Here is a 20,814-nt window from a genome sequence, read left to right on the forward strand (position 1 = left end):
CTTAATAACGGCAGAGCTGCAATTTAATGCAACAACGGGTGGCTAAGCTTATGAATATCTGCCCGCGGGTGCATAGAGAGTTCAAACAGCAACCGCTGATTCTCTGCATCAAAGCTCATAATACTGAGCAAATGCAGTAAATCCGGTGGTAGCAAAATAACGTCCTTCAGCTGACCGTTAGCAGTGTCATAGTAACTTACCAGTAGCTGGTCTGGCTTTTGCTGCAAAAAGTAGATCCCCTGCTCTGCGACAGTCCAGGCCGTTCTGGAACTGAACACACTGCCGGGCAGCAGTTGCACCTCACTACCATCGGGCAATAGCTGCCATAAGCCCCGGTTGCGGCCTTTACTAAAATAAAACCGGTCTGCAGCCGGCATTTGTGCGCCAATACCGCCTTTTACTGTCAGTTGGTTAATATCGCCACTACTGAGATTAATGCTGAACAGGTTACTGCCATGCGAGAAAATTACTGCACTATCGTCATACCACCAGCTAATTTGGCCATGCCAGCGGGCACCGGTTTTCAACTGAGTTAACTGACCGGTTTTTACCTCAAGCAGCATCAGTTTATCTTCCTCTTCTGCCGGAAAACGGCCAACAAAAGCAATATAACGGCCGTTATTAGACCACTGCGGATATTTAACCATGCCGTGCAGGCGCGTAAGTTGCTGGCGGTTTTCCATATAAGCATCGGCCTGCCATATTTCCATATAGCCAGACTCGTTGCTGACGTAAGCCAGAGCATGCCGGGCAGTGTGGCAGGCAGCATGAAGTAAGAAGGCAGGCGGAACAATCAACAGCCGGTGCTGACAGCACTATTTTCAGCCGTTTTATTATCTATTGTTAATCTATTTAATATTATTCAGTAGGTTATATAACCTTCGTCTTTCAAGATGCACGGTTGTTGGTTGCGCTCACTCACCCCAATCACATAGTATTGCTATGCTCATGGGGATTCACTCACTTGCCGCCTACGTGCATCTTGAAATTCATTGGTTATAAATTTTGGTTTAGCTGTTTAGCAAAATAAAACAAGGTTAAACCTGTTGCAGAGATTGTTTGATATGCGGCTCTGTAGCTGCCTGATAATAACCGGCGATAACGCTGCGGCGCAGTTGCATTTGTGCGGAACTGGCCAGAGTATCGCGCTGCGGGTACACCACAGCACTGCCACCGTTGTTATCTGACACACTGTAGCTAATATCGGTTTGGGCGACCTGCTCGGCAAAGCCGGTACCGGCTGCAGTTTTTTCTGTATCCTTGCTCTGCCCTGCGGCAGAATTTTGCTTAACCAGTTCGGCCTGCGCCTGAATTTGGCGCTGAGCCGCTTCTGCTGCAATACGTCTGTCTGCCGCCGAAGGCTCTGCCGGGGCCAAGGCTGCAGCGCGTACCTGCTGCATTTTCTGCACTGTTGCTTGCGGATCGCCGGGTATTGGCGAAATGTCGATCTGTACTTCACCGCCGACAGCATATTGTTTGCCATCAGGGCCCAGCTCGTAAGTGTAGCTTGGCGCACCGGCATAACGGCCACCCACTGCCGCATGGGCCTGCTCGTGGGTTTTTACTTCCTGATCCCGCGCTTTAAGCTCGCGGATCTCTTGCTGTTCCTGCTGTTCGGCCTGCTGTTGTGCCGCGTTTTCGCCTTTTTCATCTTGCTGCTGGCTATCAGAGCTTTCACTACGGCCATCTATCGCCTGTTGCGTTTCTGTTTCTTTGCCACTGGCATCGTACAGGTTAACCTGAGCCCCGCTGCTGCCACCTGGCCGGGCTTTTTCATCGGTAGCCGCCGGTTTTTCTGCACCGGACTTGGCAGTTTCCTTTACCGGTTCAAATAAATCCCGCCGCACAGCATCACGCCGCGCCATCTCCGTTGGCGGATTGGCGGTGTTAATACTGACATTAGGATAATTTGATACCAGCATTTTGCTCAGACCCGGATATCAATCACAGTACCCAATACCTCGTCAGCGGTTTGAATACTTTTTACATTGGCCTGAGCGTTACGCTCTTCCTGGCCTAACTGCACTAAACTGCTGGTTAGTGAGCCGGGTTGTTCAGCGGTTTGTATCTGGCGCGGCTGCTCTGCGGCTACAGCTGGTGTAACAACAGCCTGCTCAGTTTCATTCAGCCGGTTAGCACGGGTTTGGCGGTTAATATCAATTGTTGCATCCGTGACACCGGCACTGGCACGCTGAAACCCCTGCATGCCTGAATACAACGCGGATTGAATGTCCATGGTACAACTCCTGCAACATTAGCTATAGTGGCTAATTATTAACCAAAACCCGTTAAAAAGAAAGCCACCTAAAGCAGCAGGCTAGCGGTATACCACCTTTAGTTAAGCCACTGCCTGAGCCATTGGATAAACTCGTCCTGATGCGAGATAAAAGGCGCGTGTGATGCATGGGCTGCCACGACAAACCGGCCTTGAGGTTGCAACTGTTGCAGCAAATCAGTTACTTTTACCGGCACAAGTGAATCTAAGCGACCAAAAAAGCCTGCAACCGGCTGGGTTAATTCAGCAAACTGCTGTCGCAAATCAAGTTTAAGCAATTGCAGTGCACCTTCCACCGCAACGATATCTGCCATTGGATATGCCATTATGGCCTGTTTCAGCACTTTTATATCTGCACGGGCGCTGCTGCTGCCCATAGCCTGAATGGCCAGAAAACGCTCAATAGTAAGTGGCAGGTTTTCACTTAACGCACGGGCAAACTGCTGCATAGTGGCTTCTGCCATGCCGGGCCAGTTTTGTTGCGCCATAAAGCAGGGCGAGGCAGCAATTAAACCCAGTTGCCTGACTTTGTGCGGGTAACGGTGCGCCAACGCTATAGCCAGCAGGCCGCCTAACGACCAGCCGCAAACATAACTTTGCGCCGGGATCTGCGCTGCCAGCATCTCCACCACAGCATCCAGCTGATAAGGCTGCGGATAGTCGCGGCATAAGCCAAAGCCCGGTAAGTCCGGTGTTAGCAACTGTATTTTGTCGTCCAGTTGGCCTTCCAGTTGCTGCGCCACACCGTGCCAGACGCCCTGGTTTACTCCCCAGCCATGTAACAATACTAATACCGGTTTGTCTGAAGTCATTTTCTCTGCCATAGTTACAAAATTGTAAATTAAAATGGAGTTTGATTTGCTAAACCAACTTTTGTCTCAGTTTGGCCGCGTGTGGCACCTGTTGCTGCCCTCGCCCTGCCTGTGGTGCAGTTTACCGGTGCACAGCTCTGGCTGCCAGCTTTGCCACTGTTGCCGGCAAGCATTGCCACAATTGCCGTATCAGCTTTGCCATTTTAATTTGCTGTGGCTGCCGCAGGTAGCCAGAGGCCTGAAAAACCCGGGGTTTGACGCCCTGCTTAGCCTTGGGTATTACCAGCAACCTTATCAGCACTGGTTGCAACGCTGGAAGTTTCAGCAGGATTATGCTGCCGCAGAACTGCTGCAACAGCAATTTGCGGCATTGCTGACATTATACAAAGCACAGTGCCCGCAATTGCCTGAAGCGGTAGTGTATGTGCCCATGCACCCCGCCAGACAGCGTAAACGGGGGTTTAATCAGGCAGAGCTACTGGCACAAACTGCGGCAACAACCCTCGGCATACCGCTGCTGCCGTTATTGCAACGCCCAGACAAACAAAAAGCCCAGGTTGGCCTTGGCCGCAAACAGCGCCAGGCTAACCTGCGTTATGCCTTTACCCTGCACCCTGAGCTTGCTGTACCTGCACATCTGGCGTTGGTGGATGATGTTGTTACCACCGGCGCTACTGCCAATGAACTATGCCGTTTGCTACGCCGCCATGGCGCTAAGCAGATCAGCCTGTGGACCATAGCGGTGACGCTGGCAGACTAATTTATCGCCGTGCTGAAACTGCTACCTAAGTACAATGCATTCACTAATAAGCGGCTGGAGCCATAAAAATAACCCCGAAATACCGGGTTGTCTGACATGGCTATAACCCGGCCTTTACCTACGTTGTGTGCCAGTAAAACTGCGCTCTGACTAATGCGTGGTACATACTCTGGCGCAGTGTAACCAGCCAGTTGCGGCGCAGCACTGTACAATGCCACATTAACAAAAGGGAATCCTGATGGCTGCAGCAGGAAGGTGCTGTTTTTAAATACCGGCAAGGTGGTACGGGTTAAACCAAATGTCAGCGGGTGGCTTAAATCCAGCTCGGCCTGATAAATAGCCCCGGCAATACGCTGTTTGCCTGCCAGCAGCTCCTTGTCTTTGTAGCTCAGGTCGTTGCCTGGAATAAGGCTGCTCATCTCCGCCCCCTGCCATACATCGGCTTTAAGCAAACCGGTTTGTGCCAACCAGGCCGCACCACGCTTATGGCCCCAGAGTACACCGCCGTTATCCAGCCACTGTTTTAACAAACCCACTTCACTGTCGCGCCAGTTATTGTAGTTGCCATCCGGCAGCACTATATGGCTGTAGCGGGTGAGATCCAGTTGCTTTAATTGCTGAGGCTCAGCCATTGATGGCGACACGCCCGCCAGTCGTTCCAGGTTGTACCAGACCTCGCCGGCTTCAGTCGAATTAATACCCGGCCCAGCCATTAGTAATACCTTGGGTAAATTAACTACCGCAAAATTATTGCTACCCAAATCGCTGCCTTGCGGCGTTAAGCCAGAATTAATGGCATACACCGGCAGCGAGAAGCGCTGCTGTATACGTTGCAAACGGTCAAACCAGTCGGTTTGCTGTTGCAAGCCTGCAGCAATTACCATGGTGCCAGCAGGCAGGCTAACTTCGCCATTACCACTGAGTGCAGTAAAGTTTGCCATGGCAGAGCGCACTACCAGCTTTTCTGTCAGCAGGGCATGTAACAGCAAAGGTGCCTGTTGATCCTGCCAGCTAAACGCATAAGCATAGGCCCCGGTGGGCAGCATTGCAGGTTCAGCCGGGCGGCTTTGCCAGGTTTCGGTCAGGCCCGATTGCGCCGGTTCACGGTTTACCGTATCAAAACTGATGTTATAAGCGTGAGGTAAGGTCCAGGCTGATACATCATAAAAGGTGTTATCCGGAAAGTTTTTTTCTGTGCTGAACATCGCTTTAATCAGCCGGTATTGGGGTTGTTGCAATGGCACATAGTAGCTGTTGAAAGCCGGGTATTTTTCGTTGTCGTCCTGCCAGTCGCGGCTTAACTGATATACCTCGACATGATGGCGTTGCAGTACGTCCAGCAGTGCAGCCAATCTTGTCTGATCCGCACTTTCAGTCAGTATATAGCCTTTAACTTTACTGTTTTTCGCTTGCTGCAGTGCTGATTTATAAAATTCCTGCTGATAAGACAACAGCTCACGCCGTTTTTCTACCGCACCGCGGATAGTCGATAAAGAGGTGGTAAGCTGGTTTTGAATAGTGGCACTGAAACTTAGCGGGCCATTAATACTGTCCTGCAAATGGCCACGGCTACTGGCCTGCTCAAATAAAATGCCAACGCTGCCCTGAATATCAGGATAGGTAGAGCCTTTGCCAATATAAAAATCGTCAAAACTTTCTTCAGTGTAATACAGCTGCCCCGCCTGATCTAAAGCCGCAGCATGATATTTTGCCAGTGCACTGGTCAGCTCAAAATTACGCTTAGGCGTTAACGGGTAATTGCGGCTGGGAATACCCGGCTGAAAGAAGTAACTGCTGTTGGTGCCCATTTCATGGTAATCACCTACCACGTTGGGCAGCCATTGCTGATACTGGGCGATACGGGCCCGGCTTTCCGGGTGCTGCAATAATAACCAGTCACGGTTTAAGTCAAACCAGTAATGGTTGGGCCGGCCGTTTGGCCACGGCTCGTTATGCTCGCGGTGCTGTGGATCTGCTACCGGCGATGCACCTTTGTGCATATTGGCCCATAGTGCAAAGCGATCATGTCCATCAGGGTTTAATGTTGGTTGTAGCAGAATAACAGCATTATTCAGCCAGTTGCGCACTTCATCATTATCGGCAGCAGCCAGATACTGTGCCAGCAAAACAGCAGCATTAGCACCGCTGGGTTCATTACCATGCACGCTGTAGCCCAGCCAGATAATCACCGGAGCATCGCTGCTAAGTTCTTCGCCCCGGCGTGCGGCAGCAATATGCTGCTGGCGGATTTGATCCAGCCGCTGCAAATTCTGCTCAGATGATATGATCATCTGCAGCAAAGGCCGCTGCTCATGCGTGTAGCCAATCACTTCCAGCTGGGCCCGGCCAGACGCGGCCGCCAGTTGCTCAAAGTAGCGCTGGATCTGATCATGGCGCGCATGCCACTCGCCAACCTGAAACCCCAGTACCTGTTGAGGTGTTGGCAGGCTTGAATCTGTCACCGCTGGCACATATGTAGTAGCTGCGGCACTGCAAAAACTGAGCAGAAAAGCGCTCAGGGTAATGTAATATTTCATAAATGATATCCTTTTGGCTGCGGCTAAGTTAGCCAGATCAGGCGGCAAAACTCAAGCGGGGCTGGCTTCAAAGAAACAGGAGGAGTATCATAGGCATTAACCTAGTAATTTAGTCAGGTACTATTATGATCACGATTTCAGAACAGGCACAGCTGCATTTTGCCAAGCTGCTGTCAAAGCAACCGGCAGGCACAAATATCAGGGTGTTTGTCGTTAACCCAGGCACAGCCCAAGCGGAGTGCGGCGTATCTTACTGCCCGCCGGACGCCGTAGAAGACACCGACCTGACCCTGAACTTTAACGGTTTTGATGCGGTAGTGGACAGCGAAAGCCAACCATTTTTAGTGGATGCCGATATTGATTTTGTTACCGATCAGATGGGTTCGCAGCTGACATTAAAAGCGCCAAACGCCAAAGTACGCAAGGTGAGTGACGACGCCTCACTGATGGAACGGGTGCAGTACGTGATTGACAGCGAAATTAACCCGCAACTGGCTAATCACGGCGGCAGAGTCAGCGTAATGGAGCTGACCAAAGATGGCGTCGCTATTTTGCAATTCGGCGGTGGTTGTAATGGCTGTTCTCAAGTTGATTTAACACTGAAAGAAGGCATCGAGAAAGAGCTGCTAAACCGCTTTAGCGGTGAGCTCAAAGGCGTGCGTGATATCACCGAGCACCAGCGTGGCGAGCACTCTTACTACTGATCCAAGCCGCTTACCTGACTAAAGCTGCGTTTAACGCCCGCTTGTGCTATAAAACGGCTTCGTTTTATTGCCACGCGGGTGTCCTGTTTATGAAAAAACTCTTTTGTTTTGTTGCATTGCTGCTTAGCCTGACATTGTCGGCGCAGGCCGCTGTAATGCTGATTTACCACCATGTTGCCAGCGATACTCCGCGTGTAAGCAGTGTTACCGCCGAGGAACTGCGCGGCCATTTACAGTACTTTAAAGATAATAACTTTCAGGTTATCGGCCTTGACGTACTTATCAGCCAGCTGCGAAAAGGTGAGCCGGTTGCGCCTGACAGCATAGTGATTACCTTTGACGACAGCTATGAAAATAACTTTACCACGGCACACCCTATCCTGCAGGAATTTGGTTATCCGTACACTATTTTTATCAGCCCCGGCAGTATAGATAAAGGTGACGGCCCTTTGCTGAACTGGCAGCAGGTAAAGCAAATGTCTGACGACGGAGTACTGGTGGCAAACCATGCTATGCGGCATGAGCATATGGCCAGGCCCGAAGCGGGCGAAAGCCAGGCGCAGTGGCGTGAGCGGATGAAGCAAAGCATTCTGGCAGCCGAAGATAAAATTGAGCAGGTTACCGGCCAGCGCCATCAATGGTTGGCGTACCCTTATGGCGAATATAGTAGTGAACTGGAACAGCTGGTTACTGAGCTGGGTTTTATTGGTATTGGCCAGCAATCCGGCGCTATTGGTAACCATACCGTCTTAACCCGTATTCCGCGTTATCCGGCAGCAGGGCAATATGCTGATTTAAAAGATTTGGCGCAAAAATTACGTACTCTGGCGTTTAACATTACCGATTATCATGGCGTTAACCCGGTTATCAGTGCTAACCCGCCCCAACTGAAGCTGTCATTAAAAGTAGAAGATTTCAACCGCAACCAGCTGCAATGTTTTGCCGGTAGCGAAGTGCTGCAACCACAGTGGCTGGACGACAACACCTTTAGCGTTAGCGCCGGCAAAGCGCTGAACCGCGGCCGCAGCCGCTACAACTGCACCGCACCGTCGCTGAGTAAAAAAGGCTATTTTTACTGGTATTCCCAGCCGTGGCTTAATTAGCCTTAAGCTTGTTAAGCACCAACGGAAAATCTGCTAACAGCTGTTCGGCGTTTATAACCGGCAGCTCCCCCACCTGCATCGGTGGTTTAAACATGGCCACCAATTGCCCCTGCGGGTTTATCAGCGCCACAGATGCGCTGTGATCAACCAGATAATCGGCCTGTGTAGTACTGCTTAGTGCGTACATCAGCCCCAGCTGGCGTACAAAAGGAAATAGCTGATCATGGCCTGCTGTCATGCCCAGCACATTGGCTTGCTCAAAATAACTGACGTAATTATTTAGCTGCTCGGTGGTGTCCCGGTTCGGGTCGACCGAAATAAACCATACTTTAAGCGGTTGCTTTACCATTGCCGCTAAATCGGGCTGCACACCGGCCAGTTTAGCCAGGGTTAACGGGCAAATATCCGGGCAGTAGGTGTAACCAACAAAGGCCAGCGTCCACTGGCCGTACAAACGCTCACGGTTGACTGTTTCACCATGCTGGTCGGTCAGCGTAAAGTCTGCCAGGGCTCTTGGCTGCGGATAAACCAGTGCCAGCTCCGGCTCAGCGCTGGTTTGCGAAAACTGATACAACAACACACCGGCAACCATTGCCGCAACAGCAAGTAAAACATACATCAGATTACGAAACATAGATTGGCGATACCTTAAAGTAGTGGTCCACTAATAACAGCAGAAATAATACCATCAGATGGACAATAGAAAACTTAAAGGTTGCCATGGCAGTACCGGCATCGGCATTAAATTTCAATTTCCAGGCGTACTGCATAAAACGCAGGTTTAGCAGCGCACTGCCTGCCAGATAAATAGCACCGCTCATCCCTACCAGGTAAGGCATTAAACAGACAATAAACAACAGCACCGTATAAAGGCAAATCACACTTTTAGTAAATTCAATGCCATGCGTTACCGGCAACATCGGCATATTTACTTTGGCATAATCATCACGGCGGTGAATTGCCAGCGCCCAGAAGTGCGGCGGTGTCCAGGCAAAAATAATCATCACCAGCAACAACGCATGGCTGTGGATTTCGCCGGTTATAGCTGTCCAGCCCAGCAAAGGTGGCATAGCACCGGCCAGGCCACCTATAACGATATTTTGTGGTGTAGCGCGCTTTAAAAACATGGTGTACACCACGGCATAGCCAAACAGGCTGGCCAGCGTTAACCATGCCGTTAACGCATTTACTGTCAGATACAACAGCACAAAACCGGTAAGTGCCAGACTAAACGCAAAAGCGGTCGCTTCGGCGCCACTAACGCGACCTTTAGCCACAGGCCGGCTGTATGTGCGGGCCATCTGCGCATCAATACGTTTATCTACCACGTGGTTTATTGCAGCCGCCGCCGCAGATAACAAACCGATACCCAGCGTAGCAGCCAGTAAGGTGATTAAATCGGGTAAGCCTGGCACTGCCAACATCATGCCGACCCAGGCTGTCAGTACCAGCAAGGCCACGACTTTAGGTTTGGTCAGTTCCAGATAGTCGCGTGCCCGGCTGATGCCAGCGCGTGAACGTGTAATAGCAGTCATAAGCTCTCCTTGCCGGTAGGCTGAGTTGTACGCAATTGCATGCAAATTATTACCAGCAACATTAATAAATTAGCAGCCACGAAGTTATGCGCCACCGCGTTAGCCAGTGGTAAATGCAGCGCCACATTAAGTACACCCAGACTAAACTGTAGCAGCAATAACCCTGCAGCCGCTAAAGTAAGCCGCTTGAGTAACGTACTGCTCACCCGGCGCCACAGCTGTAGCAGAAAAGCTGACAACACAATTAAAGTTACGACTGCGCCAAAGCGGTGGAACACATGCACTGTCTGGCGCGCCTCCGCCGACATCACACCATACTCGTAGTCGTCATGCCCCAGATGTAAATCAAAGGCTTCGCTGATATTCATACGTTGCAGCCAACCGGCTTCACATACCGGTAATTCTATACAGGCCAGCGCCGCATAATTTGCTGCTGTCCAGCCGCCCAGGGCTATCTGCACCGTTAAAACAGCAACCGCCAGCACAGCAAATGGCTTTAGTGATATAAGCTGTGGTTCATACACCCGGTAGTCGGGATGCAGCTTTAGCCAGTACACGGCCAGCAGGCATAGCAGCGTAAAGCCGCCCAGCAAGTGCCCCATTACCACCAGCGGCAGTAAATTCAGCGTTACTGTCCACATGCCGAGTGCCGCCTGAAACACCACCAGCGCCAACAAAGCAGTGGGTATTAACTTATTACTTTGTTTGCGCAGTAAGGCGACGAAAAATATTGCCGAAATTAACAGCCCCAGGCTACCGGCAAAGTACCGGTGCACCATTTCGTTCCAGGCTTTATGCGCTTCCAGTGGCCGCTCTGGAAATGCCTCCATAGCTGCCGCAATATGATGCTCTTGCTTGGGGACCTTTAAAAAACCATAACAACCGGGCCAGTCCGGGCAGCCAAGCCCGGCATCTGTCAAACGGGTGTAAGCACCGAGTAAAATAACGCCCATGGTAAGAAAAACGGCGATAGTCGCCAGCCATTGTTGTGTTTTCATACGCTGATCCGATCTCATACGCTAGTCCGATCATAGTTAAGTAGTTTAAGTAGGTCTTGCCGGATAGCTCTGGCGGTATTGGCCAGTTCAGTTTGTACCAGCGGCACCGGATAACTCAGCAGTACCAACCCTTGCTGGTCAATCAGTAAAATGCGGTTTTGCAGTGTTTCTGGTACAGGCTGAACAGCGCTGTATCGGGTAAAAGCCGTGTAAGCTTCCGGCGGGCTGTGCTCGCTGATCAGTACAGGCTGTACTTGCACCTGCTTGCGCCCCAACCCGACATAAAGTTGCTGAATGGTAAATAACGCCTGCTGACACGGCTTATCGCACTCAGCTTTGGGAGCGACAGCCAGCCGCCAGTGCGCTTTAGCATTTGTTGCATCTAACAGAAATACTTCGCTTTGCTGCCACTCGCCTTTACTGGAAACGCCGCTATTAAACCAGCCAAACTCCAGCACCAGTTTGGCAGCCAGCAATGGCAATGCGCAGCACAAAACAAATAACAGCAGAAATTTTTTCTTATTCATGTTTTGCTTTCCCCTGATGACTGGCAGCCAATGCTACGCCTACTACGGCAACTGCCAGTAAAAACCACTGCAGTGCATAGCCGCGGTGCTTCTCTGGTGATAATACAACTGGCTGATAATGCGGTATAAAATCACTGGCATGTTGTTGGTACAACAACGCCGGATAAAGCTCCAGGCCACTTTGCAGCGCCAGTTCAGCATAATCTACCTGCTGGATCCGCATTGGCCACTGGCCGTTATCTTCAGCATTCTGACCAAGTAACAACAGGCCATCTACCTTAGTACGCAGTAAACCATCCAATACAACCTCGCTGGCAATATCAAGCTGCGGCAATGTTTCACGGCTGTCAGCCCCGGCCAGCCAGCCCAGATTGACCAACAATGGCCGGGTCATACCCACCGCCTGTACCGGCACTATTACGTCATAACCCACTCTGCCGTTAACAATCTGGTTGTCCAGCAACCAGACATAAGGCGCCAGCCAACTGGCCTTACCTTTTAGCGGTACACCATCAATATCAGTGGCCGACAACCGGGTTAATTGTGCTGGCGTAACGGCACCATCTGCCTGTAATTGTGCCAGACGCGCAAGCTGCTCGGTTTTTTCAGCAGCACGGCTTAGCTGCCACCACGACAGGTTGATTAAAATGGCAAAAGCGGTCAAAGTGAGAACGACCCACAGCGTATTAAGTGCGAAAATCTGGTTAGCCAGTTTAACGCGCATAACACCTAGCCCGGAGAGTGTTACTCATGTTGCTTAAAATTATTATCATAGCGCTACTACTTTTTATTATTGCTAATCTGGTGCGTGCAGGGCTGGTGATGCTGCGCCAGCCTCAGCCAGAGGTAAAAATGTCGCGTTATCTTGGTCGGCGTGTCATGTTTTCTGCTCTGGTGCTGATACTGATTTTTATCGCTCAGGCACTGGGGTTCTTAGATCAGAACCCCAGGCCTTACTAACATCAGATCACGTAAACGAATACATAAAGACACAACCAAACCACATCAACAAAGTGCCAGTACCAGGCTGCAGCCTGAAAGGCGAAGTGTTTCTCTGGCGTGAAATGGCCTTTAAGCACGCGGAAAAACACAAACAGCAAAATAATGGCGCCCAACGTGACATGCATACCGTGAAAACCGGTCAGCAAAAAGAACGTATTGCCGTAAAACCCTGATGCCAGCGTTAACCCCAAATCACGGTAAGCATGAATATATTCGTACACCTGTAAACCAAGGAACGTTGCACCCAGCAATAAGGTTACCAGCAACATTATTTTTAACTGGCCGCGTTTACTCTGCTCCAAGCCGGTATGGGCAAAATGCAGCGTAACCGAGGAAATAACCAGAATGGCAGTGTTGATAAGCGGCAAGCCGGTAGCAGGCATAGCCTGTGTTTCAATACCACCCGGCGTTTTCAGTAGCGGCCACATAGCTTCAAAGCTTGGCCACAAAATTTCAAATGTCATGGCGTTATTACTGCCACCGCTAAGCCAATCCAGCGCTATTACCCGGCCATAGAATAAAGCTCCGAAGAATGCCATAAAAAACATGACTTCAGAGACAATAAACCAACTCATACCCTGGCGGAATGAGCGGTCCATCTGCACACTGTATAAACCACTCATCGATTCGTCGATAACGTTTTTAAACCAGCCAAACAGCATAAAAATCAGTACGACAAAACCGGCTGCCAGCATATAGCCGCCATAACCTGGTTGTTGTCTGGTCACTTCGTTAACATAGTTACCTGCACCAAAGGCAATTAAAAACAGCGCCACAGCGCCGACTATCGGCCATGGGCTTTGGGCGGGAACATAATATTTTTCGTAGGTTTTACTCATGTTATTCCCCAAGTTGTGACGACGCAGCAGTATCACCGGTCCAGGCGCTGGTTACGTCATAAAGCGTATACGACAGCGTAATGGTGGAAAACTGGCTGGGCAGTGCCGGGTCGACATAAAACTGTAACGGCATCAGCATGTTTTTACCGCCCGCTAACTGTTGCTGGGTAAAGCAAAAACACTCTATTTTGTGAAAGTACAAGGCGGCCTGACCGGGTGATACTGACGGTACCGCCTGGCCAACAATCATGCGCCCCGTTGGGTTTTCAGCCAGATAATTCATAATATGAATTTCCCCGGGGTGCACCGTCATGCGGCGCACCTCTGGCTTAAACACCCAGGGCATTTGTTTGTTTGGCCGGGCAATAAACTCAATCACCACTTCACGGCTGGTATCAATCATTGCTGCATCGGCACTGGCAGCCGTCGCGGCGGTTTTACCATTTAAACCGGTCAGATCACAGAACACGTCATATAACGGCACCAGCGCAAAACCAAAACCAAACATCGCCAGAGCGGTTACAGCCAGCTTAAAGGTTAACGGTTTATGTTTTAGTGCCATAACACGCTCCTACTTAATTACCGGTGGCGTTTCAAAGGTATGATACGGCGCCGGTGAGGGTACTTCCCATTCCAGTCCTTCAGCCCCTTCCCATACCTGCGCTGTGGCTTTTTCACCACCACGGGCACATTTCACCAGCACCGCGACAAAAATCAGTTGTGAAGCGCCAAACAGAAAACCACCAATGCTGATAAAGGCATTAAAATCAGCAAACTGCAGCGCGTAATCCGGAATACGCCGCGGCATACCGGCCAAACCGACAAAGTGCATCGGGAAAAACAGCATGTTGACTGAAATCAGTGAGCACCAGAAATGCCATTGCCCCAGCTTTTCGTCATACATATGCCCGGTCCATTTGGGTAACCAGTAGTAAGCCGCCGCAATAATCGAAAACACTGCGCCGGTTACCAGTACATAATGGAAATGCGCCACCACAAAATAGGTATCGTGGTACTGGAAATCTGCCGGAGTAATCGCCAGCATCAGACCCGAGAAACCGCCGATGGTAAACAGCACGATAAATGCCAGCGCAAACATCATTGGCACTTCAAATGTCATAGCGCCGCGCCACATCGTGGCCACCCAGTTAAATACTTTTACACCGGTGGGCACTGCTATCAGCATGGTGCAGTACATAAAAAACAACGCCCCGGCTACCGGCATCCCAGTGGTAAACATATGGTGTGCCCATACCAGAAACGACAGCAACGCAATACTAGAAGTGGCATATACCATAGAGGCATAGCCAAACAGCGGCTTGCGGGCAAAGGTGGGCACTATGCTCGACACTATACCAAAGGCCGGTAATATCATGATGTACACTTCAGGGTGGCCGAAAAACCAGAAAATATGCTGAAACAGCACCGGGTCGCCGCCACCGGCAGCATCAAAAAAGCTGGTACCAAAGTATTTATCGGTCAGTACCATCGTCACCACACCGGCTAACACCGGCATCACCATAATCAGCAGGAAGGCGGTAATCAGCCAGGTCCAGACAAACAATGGCATCTTCATCCAGGTCATGCCCGGTGCGCGCAGGTTAAAGATGGTCACGATAACGTTGATGGCACCCATGATGGACGATATACCCATAATGTGCACTGAAAACACAAATAACGCCGTGCTGTCACCACTATAGGTGGTTGATAACGGCGCGTAGAACGTCCAACCGAAACTGGGGCCACCACCTGGCATAAACAGTGACATCAACAGAATTAAAAATGCAAACGGCAGGATCCAGAAGCTCCAGTTATTCATCCGCGGTAACGCCATATCCGGCGCGCCAATCATCATTGGTATCATCCAGTTTGCCAGCCCGGTAAAGGCCGGCATTACCGCACCAAATACCATGATCAGGCCGTGCACTGTCGTCATCTGGTTAAAAAAGTTAGGCTCAACAAACTGCATACCGGGTTGAAATAACTCAGCGCGGATCACCATTGCCATAGCGCCGCCGATAAAAAACATAATCAGCGCAAACACCAGGTACATGGTGCCAATATCTTTATGGTTGGTGGTATATAACCAGCGCTTTATACCGCTGGGTTTGTGGTCATGATGTTCGTGCTCATGATCTGTCACTACTGCACTCATCGGCTATTCCCCTTTACCTTGCATGACGGCATGCACATCAGCAGCCTGCACCAGTTCACCGGTATTGTTACCCCAGGCATTACGCTCATAGGTAATTACGGCAGCAATTTCTTTTAAACTAAGTTGCCTGGCATAAGCCTGCATAGAGGTTCCGGCTTTACCATTGAGTACGATATTGATATGGCCCGGCATATCATTCAATGCCATGGCACTGCCTTTAAGCGCCGGGAAAATACCCGGCAAGCCCTCACCGTTAGGTTGATGACAGGCAGCGCAATAAGCGGTGTAGGTGCGCGCCCCTACGCTCATCAACTCTTCCATACTCATATTCATTGCCAGCAGTTCTTGCTCTTCTGCTCTTGCTTTTGCAATGCGCTCGGCCTCTCCATTAACCCATTGCTCGTAGTCAGCCGGGCTCTTGGCAATCACCACTATTGGCATAAAACCATGGTCTTTGCCACATAACTCAGCGCACTGACCACGGTAAATACCAGGCTCATCTACCCGGGTCCAGGCTTCGTTAATAAAGCCGGGGTTAGCATCTTTTTTCACAGCGAAAGCAGGTACCCACCAGGAGTGGATCACATCGTCAGAGGTCATCAGAAAACGCACCTTTTTACCGGTGGGGATCACCAGCGGCCGGTCAACTTCCAGCAGATAGTTCTCTCCTTTGGCAAACCTGTTGGTAATCTGCTCTTTGGGCGTGGCCAGCAAAGAGTAAAATTCCACATCGTTCTCCAGGTATTTGTAATGCCATTTCCACTGCGAACCGGTTACCAGCACAGTGACATCAGCCTCTGTGGTATCTTCCATAGCAATAAGGGTTTTAGTAGCCGGAATGGCCATAAGGATCAGAATTAATACCGGTATAGCGGTCCAGAGTATTTCTACTTTGGTACTTTCATGGAATTGGGCTGGCTGCACGCCCCGCGCTTTTCGATGGCGAACGATAGACCAGAACATGATCCCGAACACCACTGCACCAATTACACAACAAATCCAGAAAATGGTCATATGCAAGTCATAAACCTGCTGACTGATTTCTGTTACGCCTCTGGTCATATTTAAAGGCATATCTGTTGCATTAACGGTTGCAGCTAAAAGCAGGGTTGGCAGCGACCAACGAAGACTGCGCGTTTTCGTCACTGGACTTCTCCTCTGTCATTTTGCAAAGCAAACTGCAGAAACTAAGTACACAGTACTACACGGTTCTTACCCACCCACACCGAACCCATGTATGAAGTTTCATCAGTTTATTATTGTTATTATTACCTGTGGTTTCGGGGCTAGCGCTGAAACCAAAAACTGACTCTGTTGTTATTTTTTAATCAGTTTCAGCCTAAGAATTATCCAAATCTGTCTCAGTGTAAACCCCTAAATAACAAAAGCGCCGGCAAACCTTAGTGGTCATACCAGCGCCCGTTAACAAATAACCTATTGAGGTTAGTACAAATTATAACCAACTGCCATTACGAATAACGCCTACAGCCAAGCCTTCTACGGCAAAATGCTGAGCGCGTAAGTCTACTTTGATCACATCAAAGTCTTTATTTTCCGGTTGCAGTAATACGGTGTTACCGTCGCGCTGAAACCGTTTAACAGTCACATCTTCATCAACCCGGGCTACAATAACCTGACCAGGTTGCGCCTGACTGGTTTTATGCACGGCCAGCAAGTCACCGTCCAGAATACCAATATCCTGCATACTCATACCCTGTACCCGTAGCAAAAAATCAGCATGCGGTTTAAACAGGTTGGCATCTACCTGATAATAATCCTGCACATGTTCAGTTGCCAGAATTGGCTGGCCTGCAGCCACTTTACCAATTAATGGCAAACCCAATTGCTCTGGCTCGTCTGTGTCTACCAGGCGAATGCCGCGGGACGTACCCGGCATCATTTCAATAACACCCTTTTTTGCCAGCGCTTTTAAATGCTCTTCAGCAGCATTGGCCGATTTAAAGCCTAACTGCTGGGCAATTTCAGCCCGGGTTGGCGGCATGCCACTATCTTGCTGGTAGGTTTTTATCAATTGCAGAATTTCTGCCTGTCTTGGTGTCAGAGGTCTCATAGTGCTGGTTACCTGTACAGTGAATACTGTCAGTATATACAGCCAAAGTGCAAATGCAAGTGTGGCCTGTAGCTGGCAATTTTCCCGCTAACGCTTCCGTGCTATGCTAAACGCCTTTTTTCCAGGGGGTCAGGTATGTTTCGGCCAGTTAAGTTATTTGCTGCCTTGTTAAAATGGCCGATGTGGCCATTGCTGAAGTACAAAGTTGTTCCGGAGCATCCGGTTGCTGAGCTGGCACTGGACACCAGCCGCCCGCTGTTTTATATCTGCACCACCGAATCTGCTGCAGATCTGGCTGCAATCAGGCGTATTTGTGCCAAGCTGGCGCTGCCGGATCCAAATGATAATGTCAGCCTGAGCGGCAGCATGCACCCACGTACTTTATTTCTGGAAAAACCACATACTCTGCTGTTTAAACGCGGTAAAACCACTGCTCTGGCTCAGGGCCAGGCATTACTGCAGGCTCATCTGGCTGATCCGGCCTTAAATGCACAATTGGTACCCGTATCATTATTGTGGGGCCGGGCACCGGGTAAGGAAAACAGTATAAAAGGCCTGATAGGTGAAGCGCATGCGCCTAACTGGCTGGCCAAGCTATTAATTGTACTGGTGTCCGGCCGCCACAGCCTGGCACGGTTTAGCCATCCGGTATCGTTACAACAAATGGCAGCACAGTTTGGCAGCGAAGAGCAAACGGCACACAAGCTATTGCGTATGTCGCGGTTTCACTTTTATCGTCAGCGTCTGGCTGCAAACGGGCCTAAGCTGGTTAACCGCCCACAGTTGTTTAATGCTCTGCTGGCAGCACCCGCGCTGAAAAAAGCCATTGATGATGAAGCCAAAGCCAAGCGCATACCGGTAAAAGCCGCCCGGCAAGAAGCACGTAAACTGCTGCTGGAAATTGCCGCTGACTACCGGGCATCAACGCTGCGTGTAGGTGACAGAGTGCTGCGTTGGCTATGGCATAAACTCTACACCGGCATTAAAGTAAATAATGCTGATGTGCTGCGCGATCTGGCACAAAAAGGCCATGAAATTGTCTATATCCCCTGCCATCGCAGCCATATGGATTACCTGCTGCTAAGTTATGTTATTTACCAGCAAGGTTTGGCACCACCACATATCGCTGCCGGTATTAACCTGAATTTCTGGCCTGCCGGTACCATCTTCCGCCGTGGCGGTGCATTTTTTATCCGTCGTAGTTTCAGCGGCAATAAACTGTATTCTGCGGTATTTCGTGAGTATTTGTGCCAGCTTTTCAGTAAAGGCTACTCAATAAAATACTACACCGAAGGCGGGCGCAGCCGCACAGGCCGCTTACTACAACCCAAAACCGGCATGCTGGCGATGACGTTACAGTCTATGCTGCGCGGTATAGAACGGCCGGTGACCCTGGTACCGGTTTATCTGGGTTATGAGCATGTAATGGAAGTAAACACTTACCTGCACGAATTAAAAGGCTCCGGCAAGCAGAAAGAATCGGCCCTGGGTGTGATAAAAGCCATCCGCAACCTGCGTGATTACGGCTATGGTTACGTCAACTTTGGCGAGCCTGTAACACTGAATAACTATCTGAATCAGCAGGTACCTGACTGGAAACAGGATATAGACACGCTGGAAGTGCAAAAACCGCAATGGCTAAACCCGGTAGTTGCACAACTGGCCGATAACATGATGCAGCGTATTAATCAGGCTGCCGCGCTGAACAGCATAAATCTGATCGCCCTGTGTTTACTGGCAACTGACAAACACACACTAACGCGCACAGAACTGGAACAGCAAATTGACTTCTATCTGTCGTTGCAGCGCTGCGCACCGTACCACAAACAAGTGACACTGCCACAAGAGCCTGCCGGGCAGTTGCTCGATCATGCGCTTAGCCTGCAAAAAGTGCAGCAACACAATGACAGTTTTGGCCAGCTAATCAGCCTGACAGACAACAATGCGATATTACTCAGTTATTATCGCAACAACGTACTGCATTTATTTATGCTGCCAGCCATTATTGCCTGCAGTATTCTGCATCAGCGCGATATCAGCCGCCAGCAGTTAAATGCGGTGATACAGCAGTTGTATCCATTGCTACAGCAGGAACTGTTTCTCAACATCAGCTCAGTTGAGGTTTACTGCACAGCTATATTGCAGCATCTGGTGGATGGCGGCCTGGCAGAGCAAGACGGCGACAATTACCGGGCCCCAACACAGCACAGTAATGGTTACTTTATGCTGAGCCTGCTGGCCAATAACGCCGAACACACATTACAGCGCTATGCCATGGTGTTACAGCTAATCGAAAATCAGAGCCCGCAAAGCCGTGCGGATCTGGAAAAACACAGCCATGAACTGGCACAGCGTCTGTTAAGCCTGCATGGCATTACTGCGCCGGAATACTACGATAAACAGCTCTTTAGTACATTGCTCAATGCGCTAAAAGACAATGGCTACACTCAAACCGATGAGCAAAGCCGTGTCAGCTCAACCGTACAACTGCCCCTGTTAAAAGACACCGTCAGCCGCTTACTGCGCAACGACGTGCTGCAAAGTATCCACAGCATTATCCCCACCAAGCCGTCTTAGCGGCTGGTTGGGTAAGCGCGGATCACACCTTCTTGTATAGTAGAAGCCACCAGTACACCATCGCGGTTAAAAAACTGGCCGCGAACCAGCCCACGCCCGCCTGACGCGCTGGGGCTGTCTACCGCATACAGTAACCAGTCGTCGAAGCGGAAATCCTGATGAAACCACATGGCATGATCTATAGTGGCTACCTGCATATTCGGCGCCATAAACGACTTACCATGTGGCTGCAGTGCTGTTGGTAAAAAGTTAAAATCAGACGCATAAGCCAGCAAGTATTTATGCACACGTAAATCATCCGGCATAGCGCCATTGGCTTTAAACCAGACATAGCGTTTAGCAGCACTTATTTGTGGTTTAAACGGGTTTTGAAAATCTACCGGGCGCATTTCAATGGGCTTTTCACAGATAAACTTGCTGCGTAAACTGTCAGGAATGAGCTCAGCATGCTGCTGATAGAACTCCAGATCGGATACCAGCTCTTCCGGGCCAGGTACTGTTGGCATTTGGTCCTGATGCTCAAAACCGCTCTCTTCGGATTGAAACGATGCCGTTAAATAAAATATCGGTTTACCAAACTGAATGGCACTTACCCGCCGGGTACTGAAACTTTTACCGTCACGGATATTTTCAACTTCATATACTATCGGTTTGCCAGCGTCTCCGGGGCGTAAAAAATAAGAATGAAACGAGTGCACCTTGCGCTCTTCAGCCATCGTTTCTTTCGCGGCAGATAAAGCCTGCCCCATAACCTGGCCACCAAATACCGCCTTAAAACCCAGATCCTGGCTTTGGCCGCGATACAGGCCTTGCTCTATGGTTTCCAGTTTCAGTAATGTCAGCAAATTCTGTAATACCTGACTCATAGCCTCACCTTCTGTTCCGTTGCGGTAAAATATAATGGTATTCTGCCGCAAAC

21 protein-coding genes are annotated in these 20,814 nt (G+C 50.1%); 5 read left to right on the forward strand and 16 right to left on the reverse strand.

Annotation, left to right across the window (positions count from 1 at the left end):
* Positions 1–23 precede the first annotated feature (23 nt).
* From J3B89_RS17125 to bioH, 4 genes are all read right to left on the reverse strand, one after another.
* A complete protein-coding gene (locus tag J3B89_RS17125; RefSeq protein WP_215398939.1) occupies positions 24–797 on the reverse strand; it encodes a TolB family protein in 774 nt (257 codons plus the stop codon).
* Between the two features lie 240 nt (positions 798–1,037).
* On the reverse strand, positions 1,038–1,922 hold the full coding sequence (locus J3B89_RS17130) for a putative metalloprotease CJM1_0395 family protein (RefSeq protein ID WP_215398938.1): 885 nt from the start codon (positions 1,920–1,922) through the stop codon (positions 1,038–1,040).
* A 5-nt stretch (positions 1,923–1,927) separates the two neighbouring features.
* The gene (locus J3B89_RS17135; protein ID WP_215398937.1) at positions 1,928–2,236 is read right to left on the reverse strand and encodes an excinuclease ATPase subunit; all 309 of its coding nucleotides are present in this window, start codon (positions 2,234–2,236) and stop codon (positions 1,928–1,930) included.
* 98 nt (positions 2,237–2,334) lie between these two features.
* Positions 2,335–3,087, reverse strand: a complete 753-nt coding sequence (gene bioH / locus J3B89_RS17140) for a pimeloyl-ACP methyl ester esterase BioH (protein ID WP_251372524.1) — start codon at positions 3,085–3,087, stop codon at positions 2,335–2,337.
* Positions 3,088–3,133: 46 nt separating this feature from the next.
* Here bioH and J3B89_RS17145 point away from each other — a divergent pair, with 46 nt between their 5' ends.
* A complete protein-coding gene (locus J3B89_RS17145; RefSeq protein WP_251372523.1) occupies positions 3,134–3,847 on the forward strand; it encodes a ComF family protein in 714 nt (237 codons plus the stop codon).
* Here the strand turns inward: J3B89_RS17145 and J3B89_RS17150 are convergent.
* Positions 3,844–6,384 (reverse strand): M14 family metallopeptidase, encoded by a 2,541-nt coding sequence (locus J3B89_RS17150; RefSeq protein WP_215398934.1) that lies wholly within the window; start codon positions 6,382–6,384, stop codon positions 3,844–3,846. The two genes, J3B89_RS17145 and J3B89_RS17150, sit on opposite strands and share 4 nt — an antisense overlap.
* 125 nt (positions 6,385–6,509) lie before the next feature.
* On the opposite strand from J3B89_RS17150, the gene nfuA reads away from it, so the two are divergent.
* On the forward strand, positions 6,510–7,088 hold the full coding sequence (nfuA, locus tag J3B89_RS17155; protein ID WP_215398933.1) for a Fe-S biogenesis protein NfuA: 579 nt from the start codon (positions 6,510–6,512) through the stop codon (positions 7,086–7,088).
* A gap of 89 nt (positions 7,089–7,177) precedes the next feature.
* Entirely contained in the window at positions 7,178–8,191 is a 1,014-nt protein-coding gene (locus J3B89_RS17160) for a polysaccharide deacetylase family protein (RefSeq protein ID WP_215398932.1), read from the forward strand.
* Here J3B89_RS17160 and J3B89_RS17165 read toward each other — a convergent pair.
* The 5 genes from J3B89_RS17165 to J3B89_RS17185 are packed head-to-tail and all read right to left on the reverse strand — an operon-like array spanning position 8,184 to position 11,975.
* Entirely contained in the window at positions 8,184–8,825 is a 642-nt protein-coding gene (locus tag J3B89_RS17165) for an SCO family protein (protein WP_215398931.1), read from the reverse strand. The genes J3B89_RS17160 and J3B89_RS17165 overlap by 8 nt on opposite strands.
* Complete coding sequence (gene cyoE, locus J3B89_RS17170; RefSeq protein WP_215398930.1) at positions 8,815–9,726, reverse strand: heme o synthase; 912 nt, start codon at positions 9,724–9,726, stop codon at positions 8,815–8,817. Before cyoE ends, J3B89_RS17165 begins: the two co-directional genes overlap by 11 nt.
* Positions 9,723–10,724 carry a COX15/CtaA family protein gene (locus J3B89_RS17175; RefSeq protein WP_215398929.1) on the reverse strand — a complete coding sequence of 334 codons (1,002 nt, stop codon included), beginning with the start codon at positions 10,722–10,724 and terminating at the stop codon, positions 9,723–9,725. The genes cyoE and J3B89_RS17175 overlap by 4 nt, the downstream gene beginning before the upstream one ends.
* 14 nt (positions 10,725–10,738) lie before the next feature.
* Positions 10,739–11,251, reverse strand: coding sequence for a redox-active disulfide-containing membrane protein (locus J3B89_RS17180; RefSeq protein WP_215398928.1), 513 nt, complete (start codon positions 11,249–11,251; stop codon positions 10,739–10,741).
* Positions 11,244–11,975 (reverse strand): SURF1 family protein, encoded by a 732-nt coding sequence (locus J3B89_RS17185; RefSeq protein ID WP_215398927.1) that lies wholly within the window; start codon positions 11,973–11,975, stop codon positions 11,244–11,246. The genes J3B89_RS17180 and J3B89_RS17185 overlap by 8 nt, the downstream gene beginning before the upstream one ends.
* A 26-nt stretch (positions 11,976–12,001) precedes the next feature.
* Between J3B89_RS17185 and J3B89_RS17190 the strand changes: the two genes are divergently transcribed.
* On the forward strand, positions 12,002–12,211 hold the full coding sequence (locus J3B89_RS17190; RefSeq protein WP_215398926.1) for a DUF2909 domain-containing protein: 210 nt from the start codon (positions 12,002–12,004) through the stop codon (positions 12,209–12,211).
* 2 nt (positions 12,212–12,213) lie between these two features.
* On the opposite strand, the gene J3B89_RS17195 is transcribed toward J3B89_RS17190, so the two are convergent.
* The 5 genes from J3B89_RS17195 to lexA all read right to left on the reverse strand — a co-directional run bounded on the left by J3B89_RS17195 (position 12,214) and on the right by lexA (position 17,318).
* Entirely contained in the window at positions 12,214–13,092 is an 879-nt protein-coding gene (locus J3B89_RS17195; protein ID WP_215398925.1) for a cytochrome c oxidase subunit 3, read from the reverse strand.
* Position 13,093: 1 nt separating this feature from the next.
* Positions 13,094–13,654, reverse strand: coding sequence for a cytochrome c oxidase assembly protein (locus tag J3B89_RS17200; RefSeq protein WP_215398924.1), 561 nt, complete (start codon positions 13,652–13,654; stop codon positions 13,094–13,096).
* Positions 13,655–13,663: 9 nt separating this feature from the next.
* Positions 13,664–15,247 (reverse strand): cytochrome c oxidase subunit I, encoded by a 1,584-nt coding sequence (gene ctaD / locus J3B89_RS17205; protein WP_092795264.1) that lies wholly within the window; start codon positions 15,245–15,247, stop codon positions 13,664–13,666.
* 3 nt (positions 15,248–15,250) lie between these two features.
* On the reverse strand, positions 15,251–16,321 hold the full coding sequence (gene coxB / locus J3B89_RS17210) for a cytochrome c oxidase subunit II (protein WP_215398923.1): 1,071 nt from the start codon (positions 16,319–16,321) through the stop codon (positions 15,251–15,253).
* 379 nt (positions 16,322–16,700) lie between these two features.
* Positions 16,701–17,318 (reverse strand): transcriptional repressor LexA, encoded by a 618-nt coding sequence (gene lexA / locus J3B89_RS17215; RefSeq protein ID WP_215398922.1) that lies wholly within the window; start codon positions 17,316–17,318, stop codon positions 16,701–16,703.
* A 135-nt stretch (positions 17,319–17,453) separates the two neighbouring features.
* Between lexA and plsB the strand changes: the two genes are divergently transcribed.
* Complete coding sequence (plsB, locus tag J3B89_RS17220; protein WP_215398921.1) at positions 17,454–19,895, forward strand: glycerol-3-phosphate 1-O-acyltransferase PlsB; 2,442 nt, start codon at positions 17,454–17,456, stop codon at positions 19,893–19,895.
* Here the strand turns inward: plsB and tesB are convergent.
* Positions 19,892–20,761, reverse strand: coding sequence for an acyl-CoA thioesterase II (gene tesB / locus J3B89_RS17225; protein ID WP_215398920.1), 870 nt, complete (start codon positions 20,759–20,761; stop codon positions 19,892–19,894). The genes plsB and tesB overlap by 4 nt on opposite strands.
* Positions 20,762–20,814 lie beyond the last annotated feature (53 nt).

This window comes from Rheinheimera oceanensis (assembly GCF_018831085.1).
Lineage (GTDB): Bacteria > Pseudomonadota > Gammaproteobacteria > Enterobacterales > Alteromonadaceae > Alishewanella > Alishewanella oceanensis.

Bases quoted from the DNA above. Each gene is read 5' to 3' on its own strand.
- J3B89_RS17130 (WP_215398938.1), bottom strand. From the start codon at position 1,922: ATGCTGGTATCAAATTATCCTAATGTCAGTATTAACACCGCCAATCCG.
- J3B89_RS17135 (WP_215398937.1), bottom strand. From the start codon at position 2,236: ATGGACATTCAATCCGCGTTGTATTCAGGCATGCAGGGGTTTCAGCGT.
- bioH (WP_251372524.1), bottom strand. From the start codon at position 3,087: ATGACTTCAGACAAACCGGTATTAGTATTGTTACATGGCTGGGGAGTA.
- J3B89_RS17150 (WP_215398934.1), bottom strand. From the start codon at position 6,384: ATGAAATATTACATTACCCTGAGCGCTTTTCTGCTCAGTTTTTGCAGT.
- nfuA (WP_215398933.1), top strand. From the start codon at position 6,510: ATGATCACGATTTCAGAACAGGCACAGCTGCATTTTGCCAAGCTGCTG.
- J3B89_RS17160 (WP_215398932.1), top strand. From the start codon at position 7,178: ATGAAAAAACTCTTTTGTTTTGTTGCATTGCTGCTTAGCCTGACATTG.
- J3B89_RS17165 (WP_215398931.1), bottom strand. From the start codon at position 8,825: ATGTTTCGTAATCTGATGTATGTTTTACTTGCTGTTGCGGCAATGGTT.
- cyoE (WP_215398930.1), bottom strand. From the start codon at position 9,726: ATGACTGCTATTACACGTTCACGCGCTGGCATCAGCCGGGCACGCGAC.
- J3B89_RS17175 (WP_215398929.1), bottom strand. From the start codon at position 10,724: ATGAAAACACAACAATGGCTGGCGACTATCGCCGTTTTTCTTACCATG.
- J3B89_RS17180 (WP_215398928.1), bottom strand. From the start codon at position 11,251: ATGAATAAGAAAAAATTTCTGCTGTTATTTGTTTTGTGCTGCGCATTG.
- J3B89_RS17185 (WP_215398927.1), bottom strand. From the start codon at position 11,975: ATGCGCGTTAAACTGGCTAACCAGATTTTCGCACTTAATACGCTGTGG.
- J3B89_RS17190 (WP_215398926.1), top strand. From the start codon at position 12,002: ATGTTGCTTAAAATTATTATCATAGCGCTACTACTTTTTATTATTGCT.
- J3B89_RS17195 (WP_215398925.1), bottom strand. From the start codon at position 13,092: ATGAGTAAAACCTACGAAAAATATTATGTTCCCGCCCAAAGCCCATGG.
- J3B89_RS17200 (WP_215398924.1), bottom strand. From the start codon at position 13,654: ATGGCACTAAAACATAAACCGTTAACCTTTAAGCTGGCTGTAACCGCT.
- ctaD (WP_092795264.1), bottom strand. From the start codon at position 15,247: ATGAGTGCAGTAGTGACAGATCATGAGCACGAACATCATGACCACAAA.
- coxB (WP_215398923.1), bottom strand. From the start codon at position 16,321: ATGCCTTTAAATATGACCAGAGGCGTAACAGAAATCAGTCAGCAGGTT.
- lexA (WP_215398922.1), bottom strand. From the start codon at position 17,318: ATGAGACCTCTGACACCAAGACAGGCAGAAATTCTGCAATTGATAAAA.
- plsB (WP_215398921.1), top strand. From the start codon at position 17,454: ATGTTTCGGCCAGTTAAGTTATTTGCTGCCTTGTTAAAATGGCCGATG.
- tesB (WP_215398920.1), bottom strand. From the start codon at position 20,761: ATGAGTCAGGTATTACAGAATTTGCTGACATTACTGAAACTGGAAACC.